Annotated in this window: 37 protein-coding genes; 5 read left to right on the top strand and 32 right to left on the bottom strand. The window is 43.7% G+C overall.

Annotation, left to right across the window (positions count from 1 at the left end):
- Positions 1 to 159 precede the first annotated feature (159 nt).
- From ccmA to ccmE, 5 genes are read left to right on the top strand one after another with little or no spacing between them, the layout of a single operon-like run.
- Complete coding sequence (ccmA, locus tag AAEY99_RS18835; protein WP_182745078.1) at positions 160 to 810, top strand: cytochrome c biogenesis heme-transporting ATPase CcmA; 651 nt, start codon at positions 160 to 162, stop codon at positions 808 to 810.
- 9 nt (positions 811 to 819) lie between these two features.
- A complete protein-coding gene (gene ccmB, locus AAEY99_RS18830; protein WP_011635668.1) occupies positions 820 to 1,506 on the top strand; it encodes a heme exporter protein CcmB in 687 nt (228 codons plus the stop codon).
- Positions 1,506 to 2,252 carry a heme ABC transporter permease gene (locus AAEY99_RS18825; RefSeq protein ID WP_101084807.1) on the top strand — a complete coding sequence of 249 codons (747 nt, stop codon included), beginning with the start codon at positions 1,506 to 1,508 and terminating at the stop codon, positions 2,250 to 2,252. The genes ccmB and AAEY99_RS18825 overlap by 1 nt, the downstream gene beginning before the upstream one ends.
- The gene (gene ccmD / locus AAEY99_RS18820) at positions 2,252 to 2,464 is read left to right on the top strand and encodes a heme exporter protein CcmD (protein ID WP_011635666.1); all 213 of its coding nucleotides are present in this window, start codon (positions 2,252 to 2,254) and stop codon (positions 2,462 to 2,464) included. Before AAEY99_RS18825 ends, ccmD begins: the two co-directional genes overlap by 1 nt.
- Positions 2,448 to 2,933 carry a cytochrome c maturation protein CcmE gene (gene ccmE / locus AAEY99_RS18815; RefSeq protein WP_162022029.1) on the top strand — a complete coding sequence of 162 codons (486 nt, stop codon included), beginning with the start codon at positions 2,448 to 2,450 and terminating at the stop codon, positions 2,931 to 2,933. The genes ccmD and ccmE overlap by 17 nt, the downstream gene beginning before the upstream one ends.
- Before the next feature lie 1,325 nt (positions 2,934 to 4,258).
- Here ccmE and rplQ read toward each other — a convergent pair.
- From rplQ to rpsL, 32 genes are all read right to left on the bottom strand, one after another.
- The gene (rplQ, locus tag AAEY99_RS18810; protein ID WP_011635664.1) at positions 4,259 to 4,654 is read right to left on the bottom strand and encodes a 50S ribosomal protein L17; all 396 of its coding nucleotides are present in this window, start codon (positions 4,652 to 4,654) and stop codon (positions 4,259 to 4,261) included.
- A gap of 40 nt (positions 4,655 to 4,694) precedes the next feature.
- Positions 4,695 to 5,684, bottom strand: coding sequence for a DNA-directed RNA polymerase subunit alpha (locus tag AAEY99_RS18805; RefSeq protein WP_011635663.1), 990 nt, complete (start codon positions 5,682 to 5,684; stop codon positions 4,695 to 4,697).
- 24 nt (positions 5,685 to 5,708) lie between these two features.
- Complete coding sequence (rpsD, locus tag AAEY99_RS18800; RefSeq protein WP_011635662.1) at positions 5,709 to 6,329, bottom strand: 30S ribosomal protein S4; 621 nt, start codon at positions 6,327 to 6,329, stop codon at positions 5,709 to 5,711.
- Positions 6,330 to 6,361: 32 nt separating this feature from the next.
- The gene (gene rpsK, locus AAEY99_RS18795; protein WP_011635661.1) at positions 6,362 to 6,754 is read right to left on the bottom strand and encodes a 30S ribosomal protein S11; all 393 of its coding nucleotides are present in this window, start codon (positions 6,752 to 6,754) and stop codon (positions 6,362 to 6,364) included.
- A gap of 17 nt (positions 6,755 to 6,771) precedes the next feature.
- Complete coding sequence (rpsM, locus tag AAEY99_RS18790; protein WP_011635660.1) at positions 6,772 to 7,128, bottom strand: 30S ribosomal protein S13; 357 nt, start codon at positions 7,126 to 7,128, stop codon at positions 6,772 to 6,774.
- 117 nt (positions 7,129 to 7,245) lie between these two features.
- On the bottom strand, positions 7,246 to 7,359 hold the full coding sequence (gene rpmJ / locus AAEY99_RS18785; RefSeq protein ID WP_006083579.1) for a 50S ribosomal protein L36: 114 nt from the start codon (positions 7,357 to 7,359) through the stop codon (positions 7,246 to 7,248).
- Positions 7,360 to 7,382: 23 nt separating this feature from the next.
- The gene (secY, locus tag AAEY99_RS18780; RefSeq protein ID WP_101084805.1) at positions 7,383 to 8,723 is read right to left on the bottom strand and encodes a preprotein translocase subunit SecY; all 1,341 of its coding nucleotides are present in this window, start codon (positions 8,721 to 8,723) and stop codon (positions 7,383 to 7,385) included.
- 7 nt (positions 8,724 to 8,730) lie between these two features.
- Positions 8,731 to 9,165: a 50S ribosomal protein L15 gene (gene rplO / locus AAEY99_RS18775; RefSeq protein ID WP_011635657.1), complete on the bottom strand. Its 435-nt coding sequence runs from the start codon at positions 9,163 to 9,165 to the stop codon at positions 8,731 to 8,733.
- Positions 9,165 to 9,353, bottom strand: coding sequence for a 50S ribosomal protein L30 (rpmD, locus tag AAEY99_RS18770; RefSeq protein ID WP_011635656.1), 189 nt, complete (start codon positions 9,351 to 9,353; stop codon positions 9,165 to 9,167). Before rpmD ends, rplO begins: the two co-directional genes overlap by 1 nt.
- A gap of 6 nt (positions 9,354 to 9,359) precedes the next feature.
- Positions 9,360 to 9,863, bottom strand: coding sequence for a 30S ribosomal protein S5 (rpsE, locus tag AAEY99_RS18765; RefSeq protein ID WP_011494651.1), 504 nt, complete (start codon positions 9,861 to 9,863; stop codon positions 9,360 to 9,362).
- Positions 9,864 to 9,875: 12 nt separating this feature from the next.
- Positions 9,876 to 10,226: a 50S ribosomal protein L18 gene (gene rplR / locus AAEY99_RS18760; protein WP_011635655.1), complete on the bottom strand. Its 351-nt coding sequence runs from the start codon at positions 10,224 to 10,226 to the stop codon at positions 9,876 to 9,878.
- Between the two features lie 10 nt (positions 10,227 to 10,236).
- Complete coding sequence (gene rplF / locus AAEY99_RS18755) at positions 10,237 to 10,770, bottom strand: 50S ribosomal protein L6 (protein WP_011635654.1); 534 nt, start codon at positions 10,768 to 10,770, stop codon at positions 10,237 to 10,239.
- A 10-nt stretch (positions 10,771 to 10,780) separates the two neighbouring features.
- Positions 10,781 to 11,173, bottom strand: a complete 393-nt coding sequence (gene rpsH / locus AAEY99_RS18750) for a 30S ribosomal protein S8 (protein WP_011635653.1) — start codon at positions 11,171 to 11,173, stop codon at positions 10,781 to 10,783.
- A 24-nt stretch (positions 11,174 to 11,197) separates the two neighbouring features.
- Positions 11,198 to 11,503, bottom strand: a complete 306-nt coding sequence (gene rpsN / locus AAEY99_RS18745) for a 30S ribosomal protein S14 (protein ID WP_011635652.1) — start codon at positions 11,501 to 11,503, stop codon at positions 11,198 to 11,200.
- Between the two features lie 10 nt (positions 11,504 to 11,513).
- Entirely contained in the window at positions 11,514 to 12,053 is a 540-nt protein-coding gene (gene rplE, locus AAEY99_RS18740) for a 50S ribosomal protein L5 (protein WP_011635651.1), read from the bottom strand.
- Between the two features lie 13 nt (positions 12,054 to 12,066).
- Positions 12,067 to 12,381: a 50S ribosomal protein L24 gene (gene rplX / locus AAEY99_RS18735; RefSeq protein WP_101084804.1), complete on the bottom strand. Its 315-nt coding sequence runs from the start codon at positions 12,379 to 12,381 to the stop codon at positions 12,067 to 12,069.
- Positions 12,382 to 12,391: 10 nt separating this feature from the next.
- Positions 12,392 to 12,760 (bottom strand): 50S ribosomal protein L14, encoded by a 369-nt coding sequence (gene rplN, locus AAEY99_RS18730; RefSeq protein ID WP_011635649.1) that lies wholly within the window; start codon positions 12,758 to 12,760, stop codon positions 12,392 to 12,394.
- 176 nt (positions 12,761 to 12,936) lie between these two features.
- Positions 12,937 to 13,185: a 30S ribosomal protein S17 gene (gene rpsQ, locus AAEY99_RS18725; protein ID WP_011635648.1), complete on the bottom strand. Its 249-nt coding sequence runs from the start codon at positions 13,183 to 13,185 to the stop codon at positions 12,937 to 12,939.
- Positions 13,185 to 13,376 (bottom strand): 50S ribosomal protein L29, encoded by a 192-nt coding sequence (rpmC, locus tag AAEY99_RS18720; protein WP_011635647.1) that lies wholly within the window; start codon positions 13,374 to 13,376, stop codon positions 13,185 to 13,187. The genes rpsQ and rpmC overlap by 1 nt, the downstream gene beginning before the upstream one ends.
- Positions 13,376 to 13,786 carry a 50S ribosomal protein L16 gene (rplP, locus tag AAEY99_RS18715; RefSeq protein WP_011635646.1) on the bottom strand — a complete coding sequence of 137 codons (411 nt, stop codon included), beginning with the start codon at positions 13,784 to 13,786 and terminating at the stop codon, positions 13,376 to 13,378. Before rplP ends, rpmC begins: the two co-directional genes overlap by 1 nt.
- Positions 13,787 to 13,797: 11 nt before the next feature.
- Positions 13,798 to 14,487 (bottom strand): 30S ribosomal protein S3, encoded by a 690-nt coding sequence (gene rpsC, locus AAEY99_RS18710; RefSeq protein WP_011635645.1) that lies wholly within the window; start codon positions 14,485 to 14,487, stop codon positions 13,798 to 13,800.
- A gap of 12 nt (positions 14,488 to 14,499) precedes the next feature.
- Positions 14,500 to 14,832, bottom strand: coding sequence for a 50S ribosomal protein L22 (gene rplV, locus AAEY99_RS18705; protein WP_011635644.1), 333 nt, complete (start codon positions 14,830 to 14,832; stop codon positions 14,500 to 14,502).
- A gap of 15 nt (positions 14,833 to 14,847) precedes the next feature.
- Positions 14,848 to 15,126, bottom strand: coding sequence for a 30S ribosomal protein S19 (gene rpsS / locus AAEY99_RS18700; protein WP_006083596.1), 279 nt, complete (start codon positions 15,124 to 15,126; stop codon positions 14,848 to 14,850).
- A 14-nt stretch (positions 15,127 to 15,140) separates the two neighbouring features.
- Positions 15,141 to 15,965, bottom strand: coding sequence for a 50S ribosomal protein L2 (rplB, locus tag AAEY99_RS18695; RefSeq protein ID WP_011635643.1), 825 nt, complete (start codon positions 15,963 to 15,965; stop codon positions 15,141 to 15,143).
- 16 nt (positions 15,966 to 15,981) lie between these two features.
- Positions 15,982 to 16,284, bottom strand: a complete 303-nt coding sequence (gene rplW / locus AAEY99_RS18690) for a 50S ribosomal protein L23 (RefSeq protein WP_011635642.1) — start codon at positions 16,282 to 16,284, stop codon at positions 15,982 to 15,984.
- On the bottom strand, positions 16,281 to 16,886 hold the full coding sequence (rplD, locus tag AAEY99_RS18685) for a 50S ribosomal protein L4 (protein WP_011635641.1): 606 nt from the start codon (positions 16,884 to 16,886) through the stop codon (positions 16,281 to 16,283). Before rplD ends, rplW begins: the two co-directional genes overlap by 4 nt.
- Positions 16,887 to 16,903: 17 nt before the next feature.
- A complete protein-coding gene (rplC, locus tag AAEY99_RS18680) occupies positions 16,904 to 17,542 on the bottom strand; it encodes a 50S ribosomal protein L3 (RefSeq protein ID WP_101033710.1) in 639 nt (212 codons plus the stop codon).
- Between the two features lie 27 nt (positions 17,543 to 17,569).
- Positions 17,570 to 17,881, bottom strand: a complete 312-nt coding sequence (gene rpsJ, locus AAEY99_RS18675; protein WP_011635639.1) for a 30S ribosomal protein S10 — start codon at positions 17,879 to 17,881, stop codon at positions 17,570 to 17,572.
- Between the two features lie 320 nt (positions 17,882 to 18,201).
- Positions 18,202 to 19,386 (bottom strand): elongation factor Tu, encoded by a 1,185-nt coding sequence (tuf, locus tag AAEY99_RS18670; RefSeq protein WP_011635638.1) that lies wholly within the window; start codon positions 19,384 to 19,386, stop codon positions 18,202 to 18,204.
- 69 nt (positions 19,387 to 19,455) lie between these two features.
- Entirely contained in the window at positions 19,456 to 21,552 is a 2,097-nt protein-coding gene (gene fusA, locus AAEY99_RS18665; RefSeq protein ID WP_101084803.1) for an elongation factor G, read from the bottom strand.
- Positions 21,553 to 21,631: 79 nt separating this feature from the next.
- The gene (rpsG, locus tag AAEY99_RS18660) at positions 21,632 to 22,102 is read right to left on the bottom strand and encodes a 30S ribosomal protein S7 (protein ID WP_011635636.1); all 471 of its coding nucleotides are present in this window, start codon (positions 22,100 to 22,102) and stop codon (positions 21,632 to 21,634) included.
- Positions 22,103 to 22,184: 82 nt separating this feature from the next.
- Positions 22,185 to 22,559 carry a 30S ribosomal protein S12 gene (rpsL, locus tag AAEY99_RS18655; protein ID WP_059746616.1) on the bottom strand — a complete coding sequence of 125 codons (375 nt, stop codon included), beginning with the start codon at positions 22,557 to 22,559 and terminating at the stop codon, positions 22,185 to 22,187.
- Between the last annotated feature and the right edge of the window lie 109 nt (positions 22,560 to 22,668).

Below are 22,668 nucleotides of genomic sequence, written 5' to 3'. Positions count from 1 at the left end.
AGGTAATATATTAGTAATCGATGAAAAAGTTCAAACTAAATTCATAATTTTGGAACCATATCAAATTGCTAGCACTTAATCAGTGACAAAGCTAAACCGATAAAAGTGTTTGTGTTAATATCTTTTCGAATTCATCCTCAAGTAAAATAAGAGGGATAAGTGACCATATCAAACCAATCACAAGTGCTATTAAGTGCCAACGAATTAACCTGTATTAGGGAAGAGCGCATTCTATTTGATGGACTGAGTTTTAATATCAATGCAGGGGATATTGTCCAGATTGAAGGTCCTAATGGTGCCGGTAAAACCAGTCTTTTACGTATTATTGCTGGTTTGTCACGTCCCTATGCCGGTGAAGTTGAATATAATGGTGAAAACATCAATCGCTGTAGAGACGAATTTAATCACGACTTACTCTATCTAGGGCATTTAGCGGGTGTGAAAAGCGAGCTAACAGCAGAAGAAAATCTTAACTTCAATTTAAGAATTAGTGGCTATGATAATTTCGATACCACTGAAATTTTGGCGAAAGTCAATTTAACCGGTTTTGAAGAAGCACTAGCAGGTCATTTATCTGCGGGACAACATCGACGTACTGCATTAGCCAGATTACAACACAGTAATTGTAAAATATGGATCCTCGACGAACCTTTTACCGCAATTGATAAAAAAGGTGTAGAAGAATTAGAGCAACTTTTTATTCAACATGCTGAATCGGGTGGATGTGTAATATTAACCACACATCAGGATATGAGCATTATTAGTGATGCCATACTACGTAAAATCACTCTCGACTATCGCTTTGTATAAGGTATTTGAATGAAACGAGGAATCAGTTACACCACAGCATTCATGACGCTTTTGCAACGTGATTTAAGAATTGCCATTAGACATCGAGGTGATATTTTTAACCCGCTGTTATTCTTTATTTTAGTGGTCACTCTTTTTCCTTTAGGAATTGGACCGGAACCTCAAGTGTTGACTAGAGTAGCACCTGGTATTATCTGGGTAGCAGCCTTACTTGCATCTATGCTGTCATTAGAACGTTTATTTAAAGCAGATTACAACGATGGCAGCTTAGAACAAATGCTACTGAGCCCACAACCGTTAGCATTAATGGTTCTGGCCAAAGTTCTAGCACATTGGATACTTACTGGTGTGCCTTTAATTCTAGTCGCACCATTACTCGCTGTACTGTTGCATTTAGAAGACAATAGTTACGGTGCATTGATGTCGACTTTAGCATTAGGTACACCGATATTGTCGTTACTTGGTGCGATAGGTGTTGCACTGACTGTAGGACTTCGCAAAGGAGGAGTCCTGCTAAGTTTACTTATTCTACCTTTATATATACCTGTACTTATTTTTGCCACTAGTGCGATTGATGCTGCAGGACTGAATATGGCTTATGATGGTCAACTTGCGATTCTTGCCGCAATGTTGGTCGGTTCTTTAATCTTGGCACCTTTCGCAATTGGCGCCTCTTTACGTGTGAGCACAAACTAATGTGGAAATGGTTACATTCTTACGCAGACCCTGAACGGGCATATAAACTGTCAGGCACTTTGTTGCCTTGGTTTAGTATTCTAGCAATATTACTCGTTGGAACAGGCAGTATTTGGGGTTTATTATTTGCCCCGACAGATTACCAACAAGGTGACAGTTACCGAATCATCTTTATCCATGTACCTGCTGCATCGATGTCAATGGCTGCATATATGGGTATGGCAGTAGCTTCATTTATTGGCTTAGTTTGGCAAATAAAATCGGCAGACTGGGCCGCGGCAGCTATCGCACCTATTGGTGCAGTCATTACCTTTATTGCCTTACTAACAGGTGCTGCATGGGGTAAACCTATGTGGGGAACTTGGTGGGTATGGGATGCACGCTTAACCTCTGAACTGGTATTACTGTTTCTCTACCTTGGGGTTATATCACTGTATGCATCATTTGAAGATAAAGTCCTCGCGGCTAGAGCTTCTGGAATTCTGGCGATTGTCGGCGTAATTAATATACCCATTATTAAATATTCCGTTGATTGGTGGAGTAGTTTACATCAGCCATCAACCATTAGAATCACAGAAAAATCGACGATGTCGACCGATATGTTATACCCACTGTTAATTAATATTTTCGGGTTTGGGATGATGATTGGAGCGATAACCTTGATCCGCTATAGAACAGAGATCCTTGCTCGCAATGGCATGCGCCCTTGGGTGAGAGACTTAGCAACCGCAGAGGAGGCAAAATAATGCAATTTGATTCATTTAAAGATTTTCTTGATATGGGCGGTTACGCATTTTATGTTTGGCTATCCTATGGTGTAACGTTCGGCTGTCTAGCCACATTAATAACCCTGAGTATCAGACAAAAACGTAAAGTCCTGATCGAAATTGCTAAAAAGATAACGCGTGAACAACGCCTGAAAGAAACAAGAGGTAATAACCGTGAATCCAAGACGTAAAAAGAGATTAACCCTTGCCGTTGCATTGATTGCGGGCGTTGCTGCTGTTGCATCATTACTATTGTACGCACTAAATTCAAATTTGAATTTATTCTATACACCGTATGAAATTACCCACGGTAAAAACGATACGGGTGTAAAGCCAGAGCTTGGACAACGTATCCGAATCGGTGGCATGGTAACAATGGGATCGATGAAACGCGATCCAGACAGCTTACACGTTGAATTTGCTGTACATGATTCAGCGGGTGGGACTGTATCCGTTACATACGACGATTTATTACCAGACTTATTTAGAGAAGGTCAAGGTATCGTTGCCCAGGGTGTACTGGTTGAGTCAGGAAAACTAGAGGCCACTGAAGTACTCGCTAAGCATGATGAAAATTACATGCCACCTGAAGTTGCTGAAGCTATGGGTCAAACGCATGAAAAACCGACCTATAATCAAAAAGCTCTTGAAGATAAATAAAGTCTATTTGTAATAAAAAGCCTCTTCGGAGGCTTTTTTTATGAATAAAATTTCAATTGTTATAGACAGATAATTGCTATTATTTTAGCTACTCATTACGGAGAGGATACTTTGAACATAGGTTTATAACCTATTGTGGGTTTTACATTAAGATTTTCAGCAAGGATAAAAAACAATGGTGTGACGGTGCAAAAAACCATTATATCCATTTAAGGTAAAATACTGCTTAACTGAAAATGTTGTGTCTCTATTAAAAGTCTGCTTATTTTCCGCGTACTGAACAATGCCAGTCACAGTAGGTCATACCTATAATGAAAGCCTATCGAATTATGAACAACTCTGGTTTCAATAAAACCCTTCTATTTATTGTGTTTCCAGTTTTGATTCAATGATTTTGAACCACAGCACAACGGCTTTAACCTATAGACTAATCCATATTTTCTATTTTTGGCATCAGCTCAATAATGCCAAATAATCTCAATTCAGGTTAAAAAGTGAGATAGATAAGGCAAAATGACAATATTCGGCCTATTTCATATCAAACTTGTGATTTTTTTAACTAGGCGCAGAGGTGCGTCATTACTAGCCTATTGCAAGTAATGCAATACAGTTGGCAATACAAAGGAGAATTTGATGACCATTTATGATTCCAAGCTGATGCCAAATAGATAATAGTTAGTTATGGTAAGACCTATGTAGCATGTCTACACGCCACGGTTAACAATAATGGCATCATATAAGCTAGTCATTCAGTATAACTTCAAAGTACGTTAATCAAGTCGAATACGCAGCCTTAACGTGATGTTAAGTAACAGATCCAGTATTGCATTCCCGCCGTCAGCCATATTCCTACATCAGTAAAATATTACACATACAGTAATTGATTCGACCAACTCTGTTGAAGGTTCGTTTGCAACTCAAAACCTGTGAGTATTGGCTTAAATGGAATAGCCATTGTTGCAAACATAAGAACAACTTTAGCGTCTTGTACTTGGTATTATCGACTTAAGCTTAGACATGGTTAACGTTGCTATTATGTCCTTAATACAAACACAATAATACGATTTTACTAAACAGAGTTGCACGACACATATCGGATCAGAGAATCAAGAAAATGAGTATTGGGTTCATCTCGTTGACCGAGCTGAGAGCGATTGTGAAAATAATCAGATACAAGATTACGCATAAATAGTAGACATTTACCAAGTTGTACAATAAATGGATATGGATTGCAGCTAAAAAGATATGATGTTTGAAACAAAGTCGAAGTTAAAAAAAGATAAAAAAAAACCGAGCCTAGGCTCGGTTTTTCGGTGAGTAATTAATTACTCAGCAGCTTCAACTTCAACAGCTTCAGCAGCTTCAGGACGACCTACTAACTCGATGTAAGCCATTGGGGCTTTATCACCGGTACGTAGACCGCACTTAAGAATACGAGTGTAACCACCAGGACGTTCCTGGAAGCGTGGACCCAATTCAGTAAATAACTTACCTACAACTTCAGCGTCGCGGGTACGAGCGAAAGCTAAACGGCGATTTGCAACGCTGTCAACTTTAGCAAGTGTTATTAGAGGTTCAACAACGCGACGCAGTTCTTTCGCTTTAGCTACAGTTGTCTTGATAATCTCATGACGAACTATTGAACAAGCCATGTTACGGAACATAGCTTGGCGATGACTGCTGTTGCGGTTTAGTTGACGACCACTCTTACGATGGCGCATGACCTAATCCTTATAACCTAAATCTGTACTAACCTGAGACTTATAGGTCGTCAGCTAAACTAGCCGGAGGCCAGTTTTCTAGACGCATACCTAACGACAGTCCGCGAGACGCTAAAACATCCTTAATTTCAGTAAGAGATTTCTTACCTAAGTTAGGGGTCTTAAGCAACTCAACTTCAGTGCGTTGTACCAGATCTCCGATGTAATGAATCGCTTCGGCTTTTAAACAGTTAGCCGAACGTACAGTTAGCTCTAAATCGTCGACAGGACGCAGCAAAATCGGATCGAACTCCGGTTTCTCTTCTACAACAGCCTGCTCAGTAACATCACGTAGTTCAACAAACGCATCTAGCTGTTCAGCTAAAATTGTTGCAGAACGACGAATTGCTTCCTCAGGATCGATAGTACCGTTTGTGGTCATATCTATCACAAGTTTGTCTAAGTCAGTACGCTGTTCAACACGAGCGGCTTCAACATTATAAGCAATGCGAGCAACAGGTGAAAAAGAAGCATCAACCAGCAAACGACCGATTGGGCGATCATCGTCTTCAGTCTGTGCACGAGCCGAAGCTGGCACATAACCACGACCACGCTCAACGCGGATACGCATGCTGATATCATTGTTACCAGTCAAGTGACAGATAACATGATCAGGATTCACGATGGTAACATCACCATCATGTGTGATATCTGCTGCTGTAACAGGGCCTGTGCCGGACTTGCTTAATGTAAGCAAAGCCTCGTCTTTACCCTCGATGGTCACTGCTAATCCCTTAAGATTAAGCAATATCTCAAGGATATCTTCTTGTACGCCTTCCTTACTGCTGTATTCATGCAGTACGCCGTCAATTTCGACTTCAGTAACTGCACAGCCAGGCATAGACGACAATAGGATGCGACGCAACGCGTTACCTAAGGTATGGCCAAAACCACGTTCTAGTGGCTCTAGTGTAACTTTGGCGCGAGTTGAATTAACCTGCTCAATATCAACGAGACGCGGTTTAAGAAATTCTGTAACAGAACCCTGCATTGTGTCCTCTCTTGTTTGTTAGCTTTACTTAGAGTAGAGCTCGACGATCAGCTGTTCGTTAATATCCGCAGACAAATCGCTACGTTCTGGAACGCGCTTGAAAGCACCTTCCATTTTCGCATTGTCGACTTCTACCCATGTAGGCTTTTCGCGTTGACCAGCCACTTCTAAAGCCGCTTTAATACGAGCTTGAGTACGTGACTTTTCACGGATGCTTACAACATCATTCGCAGACACTTTGAATGACGGAATGTTAACAACACGACCGTTAACCATAACAGATTTATGGCTTACTAGCTGACGTGATTCTGCACGAGTAGAACCGAAACCCATACGATAAACGACGTTATCTAGGCGGACTTCTAAAAGTTGCAAAAGGTTTTCACCAGTATTGCCTTTTAGACGTGCAGCTTCTTTGTAGTAGTTACGGAATTGCTTTTCTAGCACACCATAAATACGACGAACTTTTTGTTTCTCGCGTAACTGAATACCATACTCAGACAAACGTGGCTTACGTGCGCCATGTTGTCCAGGTGCAGTTTCTAGCTTACACTTCGAATCGATTGCTCTCACACCGCTTTTTAGGAAAAGGTCTGTACCTTCTCTGCGGCTGAGCTTGAGCTTGGGACCCAAGTATCTTGCCATGATCTTTCTCCAACTATCCTATATACGCAGTGTTATACACGACGCTTTTTAGGTGGACGACAGCCATTATGAGGGATAGGCGTCACATCGGTAATGTTGGTAATTTTATAACCAACAGCGTTCAGCGCACGAATGGCTGATTCACGACCTGGACCAGGACCCTTCACGAAAACTTCAAGGTTTTTAACACCGTAGTCTTGAGCAGCAATACCTGCACGCTCAGCAGCAACCTGCGCAGCGAATGGTGTTGATTTACGTGAACCACGGAAACCAGAACCACCTGAGGTAGCCCATGACAACGCATTACCTTGACGATCCGTAATGGTGACAATTGTGTTGTTGAAAGACGCATGGATATGAGCCATGCCATCTGCAACCTGTTTACGTACGCGCTTACGCGGAGAACGTGACGGAACTTTAGCCATTTTGGTTTACCTTCCCGTTACTTTCTTATTGGCTTACGTGGACCTTTACGCGTACGCGCATTGGTCTTAGTACGTTGCCCACGAAGGGGCAGGCTACGACGATGGCGGAGACCACGATAACAACCAAGATCCATAAGACGCTTGATGTTCATTGAAATCTCACGACGCAAGTCACCTTCTACAGTGTATTTGGCGACTTCTTCGCGTAGGATATCTATTTGAGCTTCGCTCAATTCCTTGATCTTAGCATCTTCAGCAATTGAAGTAGATGCGCAGATTGCTCTAGCGCGTGTACGTCCAATACCAAAAATAGCAGTCAACGCAATGACTGTATGCTTTTGATCAGGAATGTTAATGCCAGCGATACGGGCCACTATGCACTCCTTAAAGTTAAAGGCCATCTGCGAAAAGCCCGAAAGGATACTCGACAGACGACAGATTTGCAAACAATATTTTGGTCAGCCCATTATTGAGCTGACCAAACTTCTTTCTTAGCCTTGACGCTGTTTGTGTTTTGGTTCAACACATATAACGCGTACAACACCACTACGCTTGACGATCTTGCAATTACGGCAGATCTTCTTCACGGAAGCTCGAACTTTCATTTCATCACTCCGTAAAAGCAATCTTATTTTCCAAAGCGGTCTAAATTGGCTTTGTTAACAAGATTAGCTTTCTTCATCACAGACTCATATTGATGGGACATCATATGGGTCTGAACCTGAGCCATGAAGTCCATGATTACGACTACTATAATTAGTAGCGAAGTACCGCCAAAATAGAACTGTACTTTCCACGCAATTAACATGAACTCCGGAATTAAGCAGATAAAGGTAATATACAACGCACCCGCTAAGGTTAAACGTGTCATTACTTTATCAATGTAACGCGAAGTCTGTTCTCCGGGACGGATCCCAGGAATGAATGCACCACTCTTTTTCAAGTTATCTGCTGTTTCACGAGGGTTAAAAACCAACGCAGTATAGAAGAAACAGAAAAAGATGATTGCTGTCGCATACAATAATGAATACAGCGGTTGTCCTGGTGACACAGCTAAAGCGAAATCGCTTAACCATGACATAGACTCATTTTGTCCAAACCACTGAGCCAGTGTACCTGGAAACAAAATAATGCTGGAAGCAAAGATTGGTGGAATCACACCTGCCATATTTATTTTTAATGGTAAATGTGTGCTTTGCGCTGCAAAAACCTTACGGCCTTGTTGACGTTTAGCGTAGTTAACGACGATACGACGTTGACCACGTTCCACAAATACCACTAAATAAGTTACAGCAAATACAATCACTGCGAGCAACAGTAGTACTAATACATTCATGTCACCTTGACGCGCCTGCTCAGCCGTTGAGCCGATGGCCGATGGTAGACCAGCAACAATACCTGCGAAAATTAAAATCGAGATACCATTACCAATACCACGTTCGGTAATTTGCTCACCTAGCCACATAAGGAACATTGTTCCTGTTACTAAGCTCACAACTGCAACAAAGTAGAAACCAAATCCGGGATTGGCCACAAGACCAGGCATCAGATTTGGTAAACCCGTTGCAATACCGACAGATTGCAGCGTACCCAACACGAGTGTGCCATATCTAGTATATTGACTAATTTTCTTACGTCCTGATTCGCCTTCCTTTTTCAATTCAGCGAGTGCAGGATGCACAACAGTCAATAACTGCATAATGATAGATGCCGAAATATACGGCATAATACCCAATGCGAAGATAGAAGCACGCTCTAAGGCACCACCCGAGAACATGTTAAACATGCCAAGGATGGTATCTTTTTGCTGAGCAAATAGCTCTGCCAATACAGCTGCGTCAATACCAGGAATTGGCACGAACGAACCGGCTCTAAAGACGATAATCGCACCAATCACGAACAGAAGACGAGTTTTCAGTTCAGATAAACCGCCTTTCGCGCTTTTTAAATCAAGTCCTGGTTTTGCCATCGACGTATTATTCCTCGATCTTGCCACCGGCAGCTTCAATAGCTGCACGAGCACCTTTGGTTACCTTGAGACCTTTTACAGTCACTGGGCGGTCAATGGTACCTGAAAGAACGATTTTCGCAAACTGGATGTTGCGAGTAATAACGTTCGCATCTTTCAGTGCATTCAAATCGACAACATCACCGTTAACTTTTGCTAGTTCGAGTAAACGAACTTCAGCTGTTACCAAAGCGCGACGCGAAGTAAAGCCAAACTTAGGTAAACGAATCTTAAGTGGCATTTGACCACCTTCGAAACCGACGCGAACACCGCCGCCTGAACGAGACTTCTGACCTTTATGGCCACGTCCCGCTGTTTTACCTAAACCTGAACCGATACCACGGCCTACACGCTTAGGAGCAGATTTAGAACCTGCTGCTGGAGATAGAGTATTTAGACGCATTATCCTAATTCCTCCACCGAAACCATGTAGTACACCTTGTTAATCATACCGCGAACTGAAGGTGTATCTTCAACTTCAACAGTGTGATTAATACGGCGTAGGCCTAAACCGGTTAAGGTTGCACGGTGTTTTGGTAAACGACCAATGCTGCTTTTAGTCTGTGTGACTTTTAAAGTTTTAGTAGCCATGGTGCATTACCCCCGAATCTCATCAACATTCAGGCCACGTTTTGCTGCGATTTGAGCTGGTGACTTCATGTGCACCAACGCATCGACAGTTGCGCGAACGATGTTGATCGGGTTAGTAGAACCGTATGCTTTTGACAGAACGTTATGAACGCCTGCTACTTCCAATACGGCACGCATTGCGCCACCGGCAATAATACCGGTACCCTGTGATGCTGGTTGCATATAAACTTTTGAACCAGTATGGCGACCTTTAACTGGGTGATGCAAAGTACCTGCATTCAACTCCACTGTTACCATATTACGACGGGCTTTTTCCATTGCTTTTTGAATAGCAGCTGGAACTTCACGCGCTTTACCATAGCCATAGCCAATCTTACCGTTACCGTCACCCACTACTGTTAGTGCTGTGAAGCTAAAGATACGACCGCCCTTAACTACTTTAGAAACACGATTAACTGCAATCAATTTCTCTTGCAGATCGTCTTTTTGCTGAGCTTCTAATTTAGCCATTTTTATAACCCCTTAGAACTTCAGGCCAGCTTCACGAGCGGCATCTGCTAGTGCAGCTACACGACCATGATACTTGAAACCAGAACGGTCGAACGCAACTGTTGCTACGCCCTTCTCGATCGCACGCTCAGCAACAATTTTACCTACTGCTTTAGCCGCATCAACGTTACCGGTACTCTTTAGTAGCTCTTTAACCGCTTTTTCAACGGTTGAAGCAACTGCCAACACCTGAGCTTCAGGATTGATCACCTGAGCATAAATGTGACGCGGTGTACGATGTACAACCAGACGATTCACGCCCAGCTCTTGGATCTTCTTACGTGCACGTAACGCGCGACGTAAGCGAGATGTTTTCTTATCCATATCGCGTTACCTACTTCTTCTTAGCCTCTTTACGGCGTACTATTTCGTCATCATAACGAACACCTTTGCCTTTATAAGGCTCTGGTGGACGATATCCGCGAATTTCAGCAGCAACCTGACCAACAACTTGTTTATCAACGCCCGAAAGCACGATTTCAGTTTGGCTAGGACACTCTGCAGTAACGCCTGCGGGCAGTTTGTGTACTAATGGATGTGAGAAACCTAATGTTAAATCTAAGTCACTACCAGCAATCTTTGCACGGTAACCTACACCAACTAATTTAAGTTTTTTCACAAAACCTTGAGATACACCAACAACCATGTTGTTTACTAGTGCACGTGCAGTACCAGCCTGAGCCCAAGCGTTAGAAACGCCATCGACAGGAAGAAACTTTACTTGTGCATCTTCGATAACAACATTTACCGCATTGTTGATTACTCGAGTCAGACTTCCTTTACTGCCTTTAACAGTTAAGGTCTGTTCGTTTAAAGTCACCTCTACGCCAGCAGGAACAGTGACTGGTGCTTTTGCAACACGAGACATTTCTAGCTCCTTACGCTACGTAGCAGATAACCTCGCCACCCGTGCCATTTTGGCGGGCGGCGCGATCAGTCATCAAGCCTTGAGAAGTGGACACAATTGCGATACCCAGACCGCCCATCACCTTTGGTAACTCGTCTTTACCTTTGTAAATACGAAGACCAGGGCGACTTACACGCTGGATAGTCTCAACGACTGGTTTGCCTTGAAAGTACTTTAACGTAATTTCTAATTCAGGCTTAGCTTCATCTGCTACGGCGTATTCAGTAATGAAACCTTCATCTTTAAGTAATTTCGCAATTGCTACTTTTAACTTAGCTGAAGGCATCTTAACAGATACGTGGTTAGCAGCTTGGCCGTTACGAATACGGGTTAACATATCCGCAATAGGATCTTGCATGCTCATATTAGCTTACTCCGTGACAAGTGCTTACCAGCTGGCCTTACGCAGACCAGGAACTTCACCACGCATGGTTGCTTCACGTAATTTAATACGGCTTAAGCCGAATTTACGTAGAAAACCATGTGGGCGACCAGTTTGATTACAGCGGTTGCGTTGACGCGCAGCGCTAGAATCACGTGGTAGAGCTTGTAACTTAAGTACGGCATCCCAGCGATCTTCTTCAGAAGTTGCAGGGCTGCTGATTATAGCCTTAAGTGCTAAACGCTTTTCAGCATATTTAGCTACGAGCTGCGCACGTTTTGCTTCACGTGCTTTCATAGATGTTTTTGCCATTATGCTACCCTTATTTCTTGAATGGGAAGTTAAAAGCGTCTAACAAAGCACGACCTTCTTCATCATTCTTCGCAGTAGTAGTGATAACAATATCCATACCACGAATTTTATCGATTTTATCATAATCGATTTCTGGGAAGATGATCTGCTCACGCACGCCCATTGCATAATTACCACGGCCGTCAAACGCTTTAGCGCTTAAGCCTCGGAAATCACGAATACGTGGTATTGCAATGTCAACTAAACGCTCTAAAAATTCCCACATACGCTCACCGCGTAGGGTAACTTTACAGCCAATAGGGTAGCCTTCACGGATTTTAAAACCAGCAACTGATTTACGAGCAACAGTTACAATTGGCTTCTGGCCAGCGATTGCAGTCATGTCACGGAGCGCATGCTCCATAACTTTCTTATCTGCAACAGCTTCGCCCACACCCATGTTTAGGGTGATTTTTTCAATCCGAGGGACTTGCATGACACTGCTGTAGCCGAACTTTTTAGCTAGTTCAGCAACTACAGTCTCTTGATATTTATCATGCAGTTTCGCCATCGTTTACTCCAAATTACTTAACGAGTTCGCTGTTCGATTTAAAGAAACGGACTTTTTTGCCGTCTTCAAATCGGAAACCAACACGATCTGCCTTGCCTGTGGCTTGGTTAAAGATCGCAACGTTTGATGCTTGCATCGGTGCTTCTTTCTCGATAACGCCGCCAGTCACACCCAATTGAGGGTTAGGTTTCTGGTGCTTTTTAACAAGATTAAAGCCTTCAACAATTAACTTACCAGTAGGTAGAACTTGAGAAACCTTACCGCGGCTACCCTTGTCTTTACCTGCTAATATAATTACTTCGTCTTCACGACGGATTTTAGCTGCCATTTGAAGCTCCTTACAGTACTTCTGGTGCCAGCGAGACAATTTTCATGAATTTATCATTACGCAATTCACGTGTCACTGGGCCAAAGATACGAGTACCAATCGGTGCAAGGTTTGCGTTAAGCAATACCGCTGCATTCCGATCGAAGCGAATGACAGAACCGTCTGGACGACGTACGCCTTTCTTAGTACGGACTACCACCGCGTTATATACATCACCTTTCTTCGCTTTAGCGCGAGGAATCGCTTCTTTAACAGAAACTTTGATAATGTCGCCGATACCGGCATAACGACGATGAGAGCCACCCAAGACCTTAATACACTGAACTCTGCGTGCGCCGCTGTTACATGCGACGTCTAGAGTCGATTGCATTTGGATCATTTCAAGTGCTCCGCTATCGTTACTACACAATCCCACTATGGGAGTATATTTGAACCAAATTCAAGTAATAATTTACTCAAAATTGGCGCGCAAGTATAACACACATTTTTGGAATGCATAGCAAAAAAAACAAACGGCCCCAAATACTGGGGCCGTTTACGTTAACCTAATCGAGATTAGGCTTTTGTTACTACTTCAGCTAGTGTCCAAGACTTAGTCTTAGATAGAGGACGACACTGGCTAATAGCCACGAAATCCCCTTCATTACACTGATTAGTTTCGTCATGTGCATGGATCTTAGTTGTACGCTTAATGTACTTCCCATAAATAGGATGTTTCACTTGGCGCTCAATAGCAACAGTAATAGACTTATCCATTTTGTTGCTAATTACTTTACCTTGCAAAGTACGGGCTTTATCAGACATTACACACCTGCCTTAGAAGTAATAATGGTCTTAACACGTGCAATGTTACGACGCACTAGTTTCAACTGATTCGTTTGAGTCAACTGACCAGTAGCGTGTTGCATACGCAGGTTAAACTGCTCACGCAGCAGACCAAGTAATTCAGCGTTAAGTTCTTCAACGCTCTTTTCTCTTAGTTCGCTCGCTTTCATTACATCACCGTCTTAGTTACGAAGGTAGTCTTCAGAGGAAGTTTGGCAGAAGCCAAAGCGAAGGCTTCACGAGCCAACGACTCAGGAACACCATCCATCTCGTAAAGAACCTTACCAGGTTGAATCTGACATACCCAGTATTCAACGTTACCTTTACCTTTACCCATACGCACTTCAAGAGGCTTAGAGGTAATTGGCTTGTCAGGGAAAACTCGAATCCAAATTTGTCCTTGACGTTTAACATGACGTGTCATGGCACGACGTGCAGATTCAATTTGACGTGCAGTTAAACGGCCACGGCCGACTGCTTTCAAACCGAAAGTACCAAAGCTAACTTCAGTACCGTTCGCTAGACCACGGTTGCGGCCCTTGAACATCTTGCGAAACTTCATACGTTTAGGTTGCAGCATAAAAGTTTCTCCTATTTACCACGAGGCTTACGCTTAGGTTGCTGCTTAGGCTCTTCAATAGCAGGTACTAAACCGTCTAGAACTTCGCCTTTGAAGATCCAAACTTTAATACCAATCACACCGTATTGAGTGTGACTTTCTGCGGTTGAATAGTCGATATCAGCACGCAAAGTATGCAAAGGTACACGACCTTCACGATACCATTCTGCACGCGCAATTTCAGCGCCGCCTAAACGGCCGCTCACTTGAACTTTGATACCTTGAGCACCAATGCGCATTGCGTTTTGTACTGCGCGCTTCATAGCACGACGGAACATAACACGACGCTCTAACTGCTGAGCAATAGAGTCAGCAACGAGCTTAGCGTCTAATTCAGGCTTACGGATCTCAGCGATGTTGATTTGAGCAGTAGTACCAGTGATTTTAGACACATAGGCACGTAATACTTCAACGTCTTCACCTTTCTTACCAATCACAATACCTGGACGGGCAGTGTGAATAGTAACGCGGATGCTTTTCGCTGGGCGTTCAATAACAATCTTAGATACTGATGCGGCTTTTAACTTTTCAGTTAAATATTGACGCACTTCCCAGTCGCTGTTCAGATTATTTGCATAGTCTGACTTATCTGCGTACCAGGTAGAGATCCAAGGCTTAGTGATACCCAGACGGATACCATTAGGATGTACTTTCTGTCCCATTGCTCTCTTCTCCTAGCGATCTGCTACAACCACAGTGATGTGACTGGTACGCTTCATGATACGATCAGCGCGGCCTTTAGCACGTGGCATGATACGCTTCATTGTTGGGCCTTCATCTACGAAGACGGCTCCAACTTTAAGCTCATCAATGTCAGCACCTTCGTTGTGTTCGGCGTTTGCGATAGCTGAGTCAAGTACTTTTTTTACTAGTACGGCGGCTTTCTTGGGGCTGAATGTCAAAATCTCGAGTGCCTTAGAAACAGGCAATCCGCGAATTTGATCAGCAACTAGACGGGCCTTCTGCGCAGACGTACGAGCAAAACGATGTTTAGCTAAAACTTCCATCTTATTCCTCCCGTATTAACGCTTCTTCGCTTTCTTATCTGCAGCATGGCCGCGATAAGTGCGAGTTGGTGAAAATTCACCAAGCTTGTGGCCGATCATTTCGTCAGTTACGAACACAGGTACGTGCTGACGACCATTATGGACAGCGATGGTCAACCCAATCATATTAGGGATGATCATTGAGCGACGAGACCAAGTCTTAATTGGCTTTTTGTCTCCCGCTTCCATCGCTTTCTCTACCTTCTTCAGCAAGTGCAGGTCAATGAAGGGACCTTTCTTGAGAGAACGTGGCATGGCGAATCCTCTTACTATTTATTACGACGACGTACGATGTACTTATCAGTGCGCTTGTTGCTACGAGTTTTATAACCCTTAGTCGGCACACCCCATGGACTCACTGGATGACGTCCACCAGAAGTACGGCCTTCACCACCACCATGTGGATGGTCTACTGGGTTCATTGCAACACCTCGAACTGTAGGGCGTACGCCTCTCCAGCGCTTAGCACCTGCTTTGCCTAACTGGCGTAGCATGTGCTCGGCATTACCAACTTCACCAAATGTCGCGCGGCAATCTACTGGAACTTTACGCATTTCGCCAGAGCGAAGACGTAGAGTTGCATAAGCACCATCACGAGCAACAACTTGTACATAAGCACCAGCTGAACGTGCGATTTGAGCGCCTTTACCAGGCTTCATTTCGACAGCGTGTACAACACTACCTACTGGAATGTTGCGTAACGGTCTAGCGTTACCAGTCTTGATTTCTGCATCCAAGCCAGATTGGATTGGGTCGCCAGCTTTCATGCCTTTTGCAGCAAGAATATAACGACGCTCACCATCTGCATACAGTACTAGCGCGATGTGCGCTGTACGGTTTGGATCGTATTCAAGACGTTCAACTTTCGCAGGGATACCATCTTTGTTGCGTTTAAAGTCAACAATACGATAGTGCTGCTTATGTCCACCACCTACGTGGCGTACAGTGATACGGCCAGTATTATTACGGCCACCACTTTTAGTTTTTTTCGCCAACAGGCCAGCAAAAGGTTTACCCTTATGCAGGTCCGTATTCACCACTTTAACTACGTGGCGACGACCTGGAGAGGTTGGCTTACACTTAATAACTGCCATGATAATTCTCCTTTGCTTATTCAGCGCCGCCGACGAAATCGATTTCAGCACCAGCAGCTAAAGTAACATAAGCTTTTTTCCAATCGATACGACGACCTACACGGCCACCGGTACGCTTGGTTTTGCCTTTATTAACTAAAGTGCGAACAGAATCAACTTCAACTTCAAATAGCTTCGCTACTGCAGCTTTAATCTCTGCTTTAGTTGCATCGATGGCTACGCGGAAAACTACAGTGTTGTTTTTCTCAGCAAGCACAGTACTCTTTTCAGAGATATGTGGACCAAGAATAACTTTTAGCAAACGTTCTTCGCGGATCATGCTAGCATCTCCTCGATTTGCTTCACTGCATCAGCAGTAACAAGAACAGTGTTGAACGCAATTAGACTCACTGGGTCAAGACCCGCTACGTCACGCACGTCAACTTTGTATAAGTTGCGAGCTGCTAAGAATAAATTCTCATCAACTTCAGCTGTAACAATTAGAACATCTTCTAAGTTCATTGCTTTTAATTTAGCTTTCAGCTCTTTAGTTTTAGGAGCTTCAACACCAAACGATTCAACAACAACTAGACGCTCTTGACGTACCAATTCAGAGAATATGCTCTTTAGAGCACCACGGTACATCTTCTTGTTAACTTTTTGGCTGTGATCTTGTGTTTTAGCAGCGAATGTTACGCCACCGCCACGCCAGATTGGGCCTTTAACACTACCGGCACGAGCGCGGCCTGTGCCTTTCTGGCGCCAAGGCTTTTTGCCTGAGCCAGTTACTTCCGCACGAGTCTTTTGAGCACGAGTGCCCTGACGCGCGTTTGCAGCATATGCTACAACTACCTGATGAACCAATGCCTCGTTAAAGTCACGGCCGAAGGTAGTTTCGGAAACTTCAAGAGCGCTCTGGGCGTCTTTCAATACCAATTCCATTACTATCTCCTCAGACCTTAAGCTTTAACTGCTGGCTTGATAATCAAGTCACCATTGGTAGCGCCTGGAACTGCGCCGCGTACTAACAACAAGTTACGCTCTGCATCAACACGTACTACGTGTAGATTTTGAGTTGTTACTTGCTCAGCACCCATATGGCCTGACATTTTCTTGCCTTTGAATACACGACCAGGCGTTTGGTTCTGACCGATAGAACCATTCGAACGGTGTGCCAAAGAGTTACCATGTGTCATATCTTGAGTACGGAAGTTCCAACGCTTAACGCCGCCTTGGAAACCTTTACCCTTTGATTGACCAGTAACATCTACTTTCACTGTCTCAGCGAAAATATCAACATTAATTTCAGCACCAACTTCAATGCCTTCGCCTTCACCATCTGCTAAACGCATTTCCCACAAACCACGACCAGCTTCTACGCCGCCCTTGGCAAAGTGACCTGCTTCTGCTTTAGTGATGCGATTGGCTTTTTTGGTACCAGTAGTCACTTGAAGTGCACGATAACCGTCTGTTTCTAAAGTTTTCACTTGAGTAACGCGGTTGCCTGCAATCTCGATTACTGTTACAGGGATTGACGTACCATCTTCAGTGAAGATGCGAGTCATACCCACTTTACGACCAATAAGACCGATAGCCATCTCTCAAACCTCTTCTAAGGATCTCAATTAACCTAAGCTAATCTGAACGTCGACACCAGCCGCAAGATCTAAACGCATTAATGCGTCTACAGTCTTTTCTGTTGGCTCTACGATGTCAACTAAACGCTTGTGGGTACGAATTTCGTACTGATCACGAGCATCTTTATTAACGTGCGGAGAGATCAAAACGGTATAACGCTCTTTGCGAGTAGGTAGTGGAATTGGACCACGAACCTGCGCGCCTGTACGCTTAGCAGTTTCAACGATTTCCGCTGTAGACTGATCAATTAAACGATGATCAAAGCCTTTCAAGCGGATACGGATTCTTTGGTTCTGCATTGACCAGAGCTCCTAAAATGGACATATAAAAAATCACCCTCTAGCTTCTTCCTAATGGAAAAGCAGAGCGAGATGATTTAACCGTTCGACTCCCAATCGGAGTCGCTGTGAAAATGAGTAACCTACTTGGTTAAACATTATAATTTACGCTGCACTAGTCAGCGAGTGGGCAATTATACAGATCTTCTTTCTAAGATCAAGCCCATTGTGTAAATAGTCTTCTAAAAGTCTTCTTACAATCAACTGCCGCGCATTTTACACATTTTATGTGTTAATGCTACTAATGATTGTTACTTTTTTAGTGTTCACTAAACTCGCTATTACGCGATAATTTTAGCTACAACACCTGCACCAACTGTACGGCCACCTTCACGGATAGCGAAACGTAAACCGTCGTCCATCGCGATTGGGTAAATCAGAGTAACGACCATCTTGATGTTATCACCAGGCATAACCATTTCTACGCCTTCTGGTAACTCAATTGTGCCTGTTACGTCTGTTGTACGGAAGAAGAATTGTGGACGGTAGCCTTTGAAGAATGGAGTATGACGTCCGCCTTCTTCTTTTGACAACACGTAAACTTCTGATTCGAAAGTTGTGTGTGGGTTAATTGAACCAGGCTTAGCTAGTACTTGACCACGTTCTACGTCATCACGCTTAGTACCACGTAATAACACACCACAGTTTTCGCCAGCACGACCTTCGTCAAGTAGCTTGCGGAACATTTCTACACCAGTACACGTTGTTTTAGTTGTTGGACGAACACCAACAATTTCAACTTCGTCTGATACGCGAACGATACCACGTTCAACACGACCTGTTACCACTGTACCACGACCTGAAATCGAGAATACATCTTCGATTGGTAGTAGGAATGGCTTATCGATGTCACGAGCTGGTTCTGGAATATAAGTATCTAGGGCTTCTGCAAGCTCAAGAATTTTTGCTTCCCACTCTGGCTGGCCTTCTAGTGCCTTAAGAGCTGAACCTTGAATTACTGGTAAATCATCACCTGGGAAGTCGTATTCTGAAAGAAGCTCACGCACTTCCATTTCTACTAATTCTAGTAATTCTTCGTCATCTACCATGTCACATTTGTTCATGAATACGATGATGAAAGGTACGCCTACTTGACGTGAAAGCAAGATGTGCTCACGTGTCTGTGGCATTGGGCCGTCTGTAGCAGCAACTACTAAGATTGCGCCGTCCATCTGTGCAGCACCGGTAATCATGTTTTTAACATAATCCGCGTGACCTGGACAATCTACGTGTGCGTAGTGACGAATTGGTGTGTCATATTCGATGTGAGAAGTATTAATTGTAATACCGCGCTCACGCTCTTCTGGAGCGTTATCGATTTGAGCGAAGTTTTTAACTTCACCACCATAAGTTTTAGACAAAACGGCAGAGATTGCTGCTGTTAAAGTTGTTTTACCATGGTCAACGTGACCAATGGTGCCCACGTTTACGTGAGGCTTAATACGTTCAAATTTAGCTTTTGCCACGATATATTCCTTTCTTTTCAGAAGTGCTCGATTAATTCGAGCAATATAACATTGATGCCGTAACCAATATTAGTTACGAGATTCTATAATCGCTTTTGCAATGTTTTGCGGTGCATCTGCGTACTTCAAAAACTCCATAGAGTATGAGGCACGACCCTGAGATGCAGAGCGCAAATCAGTCGCATAACCAAACATTTCAGATAGAGGCACTACTGCATGGACAAGTTTAACACCTGCGATGCCATCGTCCATACCTTCAATTATGCCACGACGGCGGTTTAAATCACCCACAACATCGCCCATATAATCTTCAGGTGTAGTTACTTCTACTTTCATACAAGGTTCGAGCAACACAGGGGTCGCTTCTAGCGCACCCTTTTTGAAGCCCATAGAACCTGCAATTTTGAACGCCATTTCGTTCGAGTCCACATCATGATATGAACCATCAAACAAACTGACTCTCACATCAAGTACAGGATAGCCGGCTAATACGCCATTCTTCATCTGTTCTTGAATACCTTTGTCAACGGCAGGAATGAATTCACGAGGAACTACACCACCTACAATCTCGTTAACAAATTCGTAGCCCGCACCCTCTTCGAGTGGTTCAATTCTTAACCAAACATGACCAAATTGGCCACGTCCGCCAGATTGACGTACGAATTTACCTTCCACTTCTACTTTAGAACGAATTGTTTCACGGTAAGCAACCTGAGGTTTACCTACGTTACACTCTACACCAAATTCGCGACGCATACGGTCAACGATAATGTCTAGATGCAATTCGCCCATACCAGATATTAGTGTTTGTGCCGACTCTTCATCAGTCTCAACTTTGAATGATGGATCTTCTGCTGCTAATTTTTGCAGCGCAATTCCCATTTTATCTTGGTCTGCTTTTGAACGTGGCTCAACGGCTATGGTAATTACGGGTTCAGGGAAATCCATGCGCTCAAGAATCACTCTGTGATTATTATCGCAAAGAGTATCACCGGTTGTTACATCTTTAAGACCGATAGCAGCTGCAATATCGCCAGCACGTACTTCTTTCAGTTCTGTTCGGTCATTTGCGTGCATTTGCACAATTCGACCTACTCGTTCACGTTTCTGTTTAACAGAATTATAAACACCAGCACCTGATTCAAGTACACCTGAATACACGCGGATAAAGGTCAGTGTACCAACAAATGGATCAGTCGCAATTTTAAATGCTAAAGCCGCAAAAGGGGCATTGTCATCTGGTGGGCGTTTTACTTCATTTTCGCTTTCATCGATACCTGTAATTGCAGGAACATCAATAGGCGCGGGTAAGAAGTCAACTACCGCATCGAGTACCGCTTGCACACCTTTGTTCTTAAATGCAGAACCGCAAGTGGCTAACACGATCTCATTGTTAATTGTGCGCTGACGCAACGCTGTTTTGATCTCGACTTCTGACAACTCACCTTCTTCAAGGTATTTGTTCATCAGTTCATCTGAGGCTTCAGCTGCTGCTTCCACGAGATACTCATGCATTTCTGCAGCTTTTGCCGCTAGATTTGCAGGAATGTCTTCATAAGTGAAGGTCATACCCTGATCTGTTTCAGACCAGTTAATGGCTTTCATCTTAATTAAATCAATAACACCCTTGAAGTTTTCTTCTGTACCAATGTTCAATTGAATCGGCACACAAGTCGCGCCAAGGCGGTTACGAATTTGATTTATTACACGGTCAAAATCTGCACCTGCACGGTCCATCTTATTAACAAACACCAAACGCGGAACGTGGTATTTGTCAGCTTGACGCCATACTGTTTCAGATTGTGGTTCAACGCCTGACGAGCCGCAAAATACTACTACAGCGCCATCGAGTACGCGTAATGAACGCTCGACTTCAATAGTGAAGTCTACGTGACCTGGGGTATCGATGATATTAATTCGGTGTTCAGCGAATTGAGCCTCCATTCCGCGCCAAAATGTGGTTACAGCAGCTGAGGTGATAGTAATACCACGCTCTTGCTCTTGTACCATCCAATCTGTCGTGGCGGCGCCGTCATGCACCTCACCGATTTTATGAGACATACCGGTATAGAACAGAACACGTTCTGTTGTGGTAGTTTTACCTGCATCCACATGAGCTACAATACCGATATTACGATAACGCTCAATTGGGGTTGTACGAGCCACTATTTATACCCTCTCAACTAAAGCTTTTGGCTTTAGCAATATCAACAATATGGAGCGGACCGAAGTCCGCTCCATCATATTACCAACGGTAATGGGCAAAGGCTTTGTTAGCTTCAGCCATGCGATGCACGTCTTCACGCTTCTTAACCGCAGTACCTTTGTTTTCAGACGCATCTAGCATTTCACCTGCTAGACGTAGAGCCATAGATTTTTCACCACGCTTGCGAGCAGCTTCAACTAACCAGCGCATCGCTAGTGCGTTACGACGCACTGGACGAACTTCACATGGTACTTGATAAGTAGAACCACCAACACGACGAGATTTAACTTCGACTGATGGGCGAACGTTATCAAGGGCTGCTTCAAGGATACTTAAATGATTTTCGCTTTTCTTTTCAGCGACAACATCTAGTGCCTTGTAGATAATTTTTTCTGCAGTCGACTTTTTGCCGTCCTGCATAATGACGTTGATGAACTTAGCCAACAACTCACTGTGAAACTTTGGATCTGGTAGGATTTTACGTTGTCCTACAACGCGACGTCTTGGCATATTAATTCTCCGTATGCTTCAGGTATTTCCAAAACTGGAATGTCAAATAAATACTAGCTTGGCCTTACTTAAACGGGATACGTTAAGACTTAGGACGCTTAGCACCGTACTTAGAACGGCCTTGGCGACGTGAAGTCACGCCAGCACAGTCTAATGCGCCACGAACAGTGTGGTAACGCACACCAGGTAAGTCTTTAACACGACCACCACGGATTAGGATTACACTGTGCTCTTGCAAGTTATGGCCTTCACCACCGATATACGAAGTTACTTCGAAACCGTTAGTTAGACGCACACGAGCTACTTTACGTAGTGCAGAGTTAGGTTTTTTAGGTGTTGTAGTGTACACACGAGTACAAACACCACGTTTTTGTGGACACGCATTCAACGCAGGCACATTAGTCTTTTCGACTTTTGGCGAGCGTGGCTTACGTACCAACTGGTTAACAGTTGCCATGTATAGCTCCGAAAGTTGATTTAAGCTCAACAATTAGGTGTGAAAAATCTATATCCCACAATGGTGGGACGCGGAATTTTAGAAAGGTAATGGCTGCCTGTCAAGAAAT

It is taken from the genome of Shewanella sp. S1-58-MNA-CIBAN-0166, from assembly GCF_040310085.1.
GTDB lineage: Bacteria > Pseudomonadota > Gammaproteobacteria > Enterobacterales > Shewanellaceae > Shewanella.
This window is presented reverse-complemented; position numbering and strand designations above follow the sequence as displayed.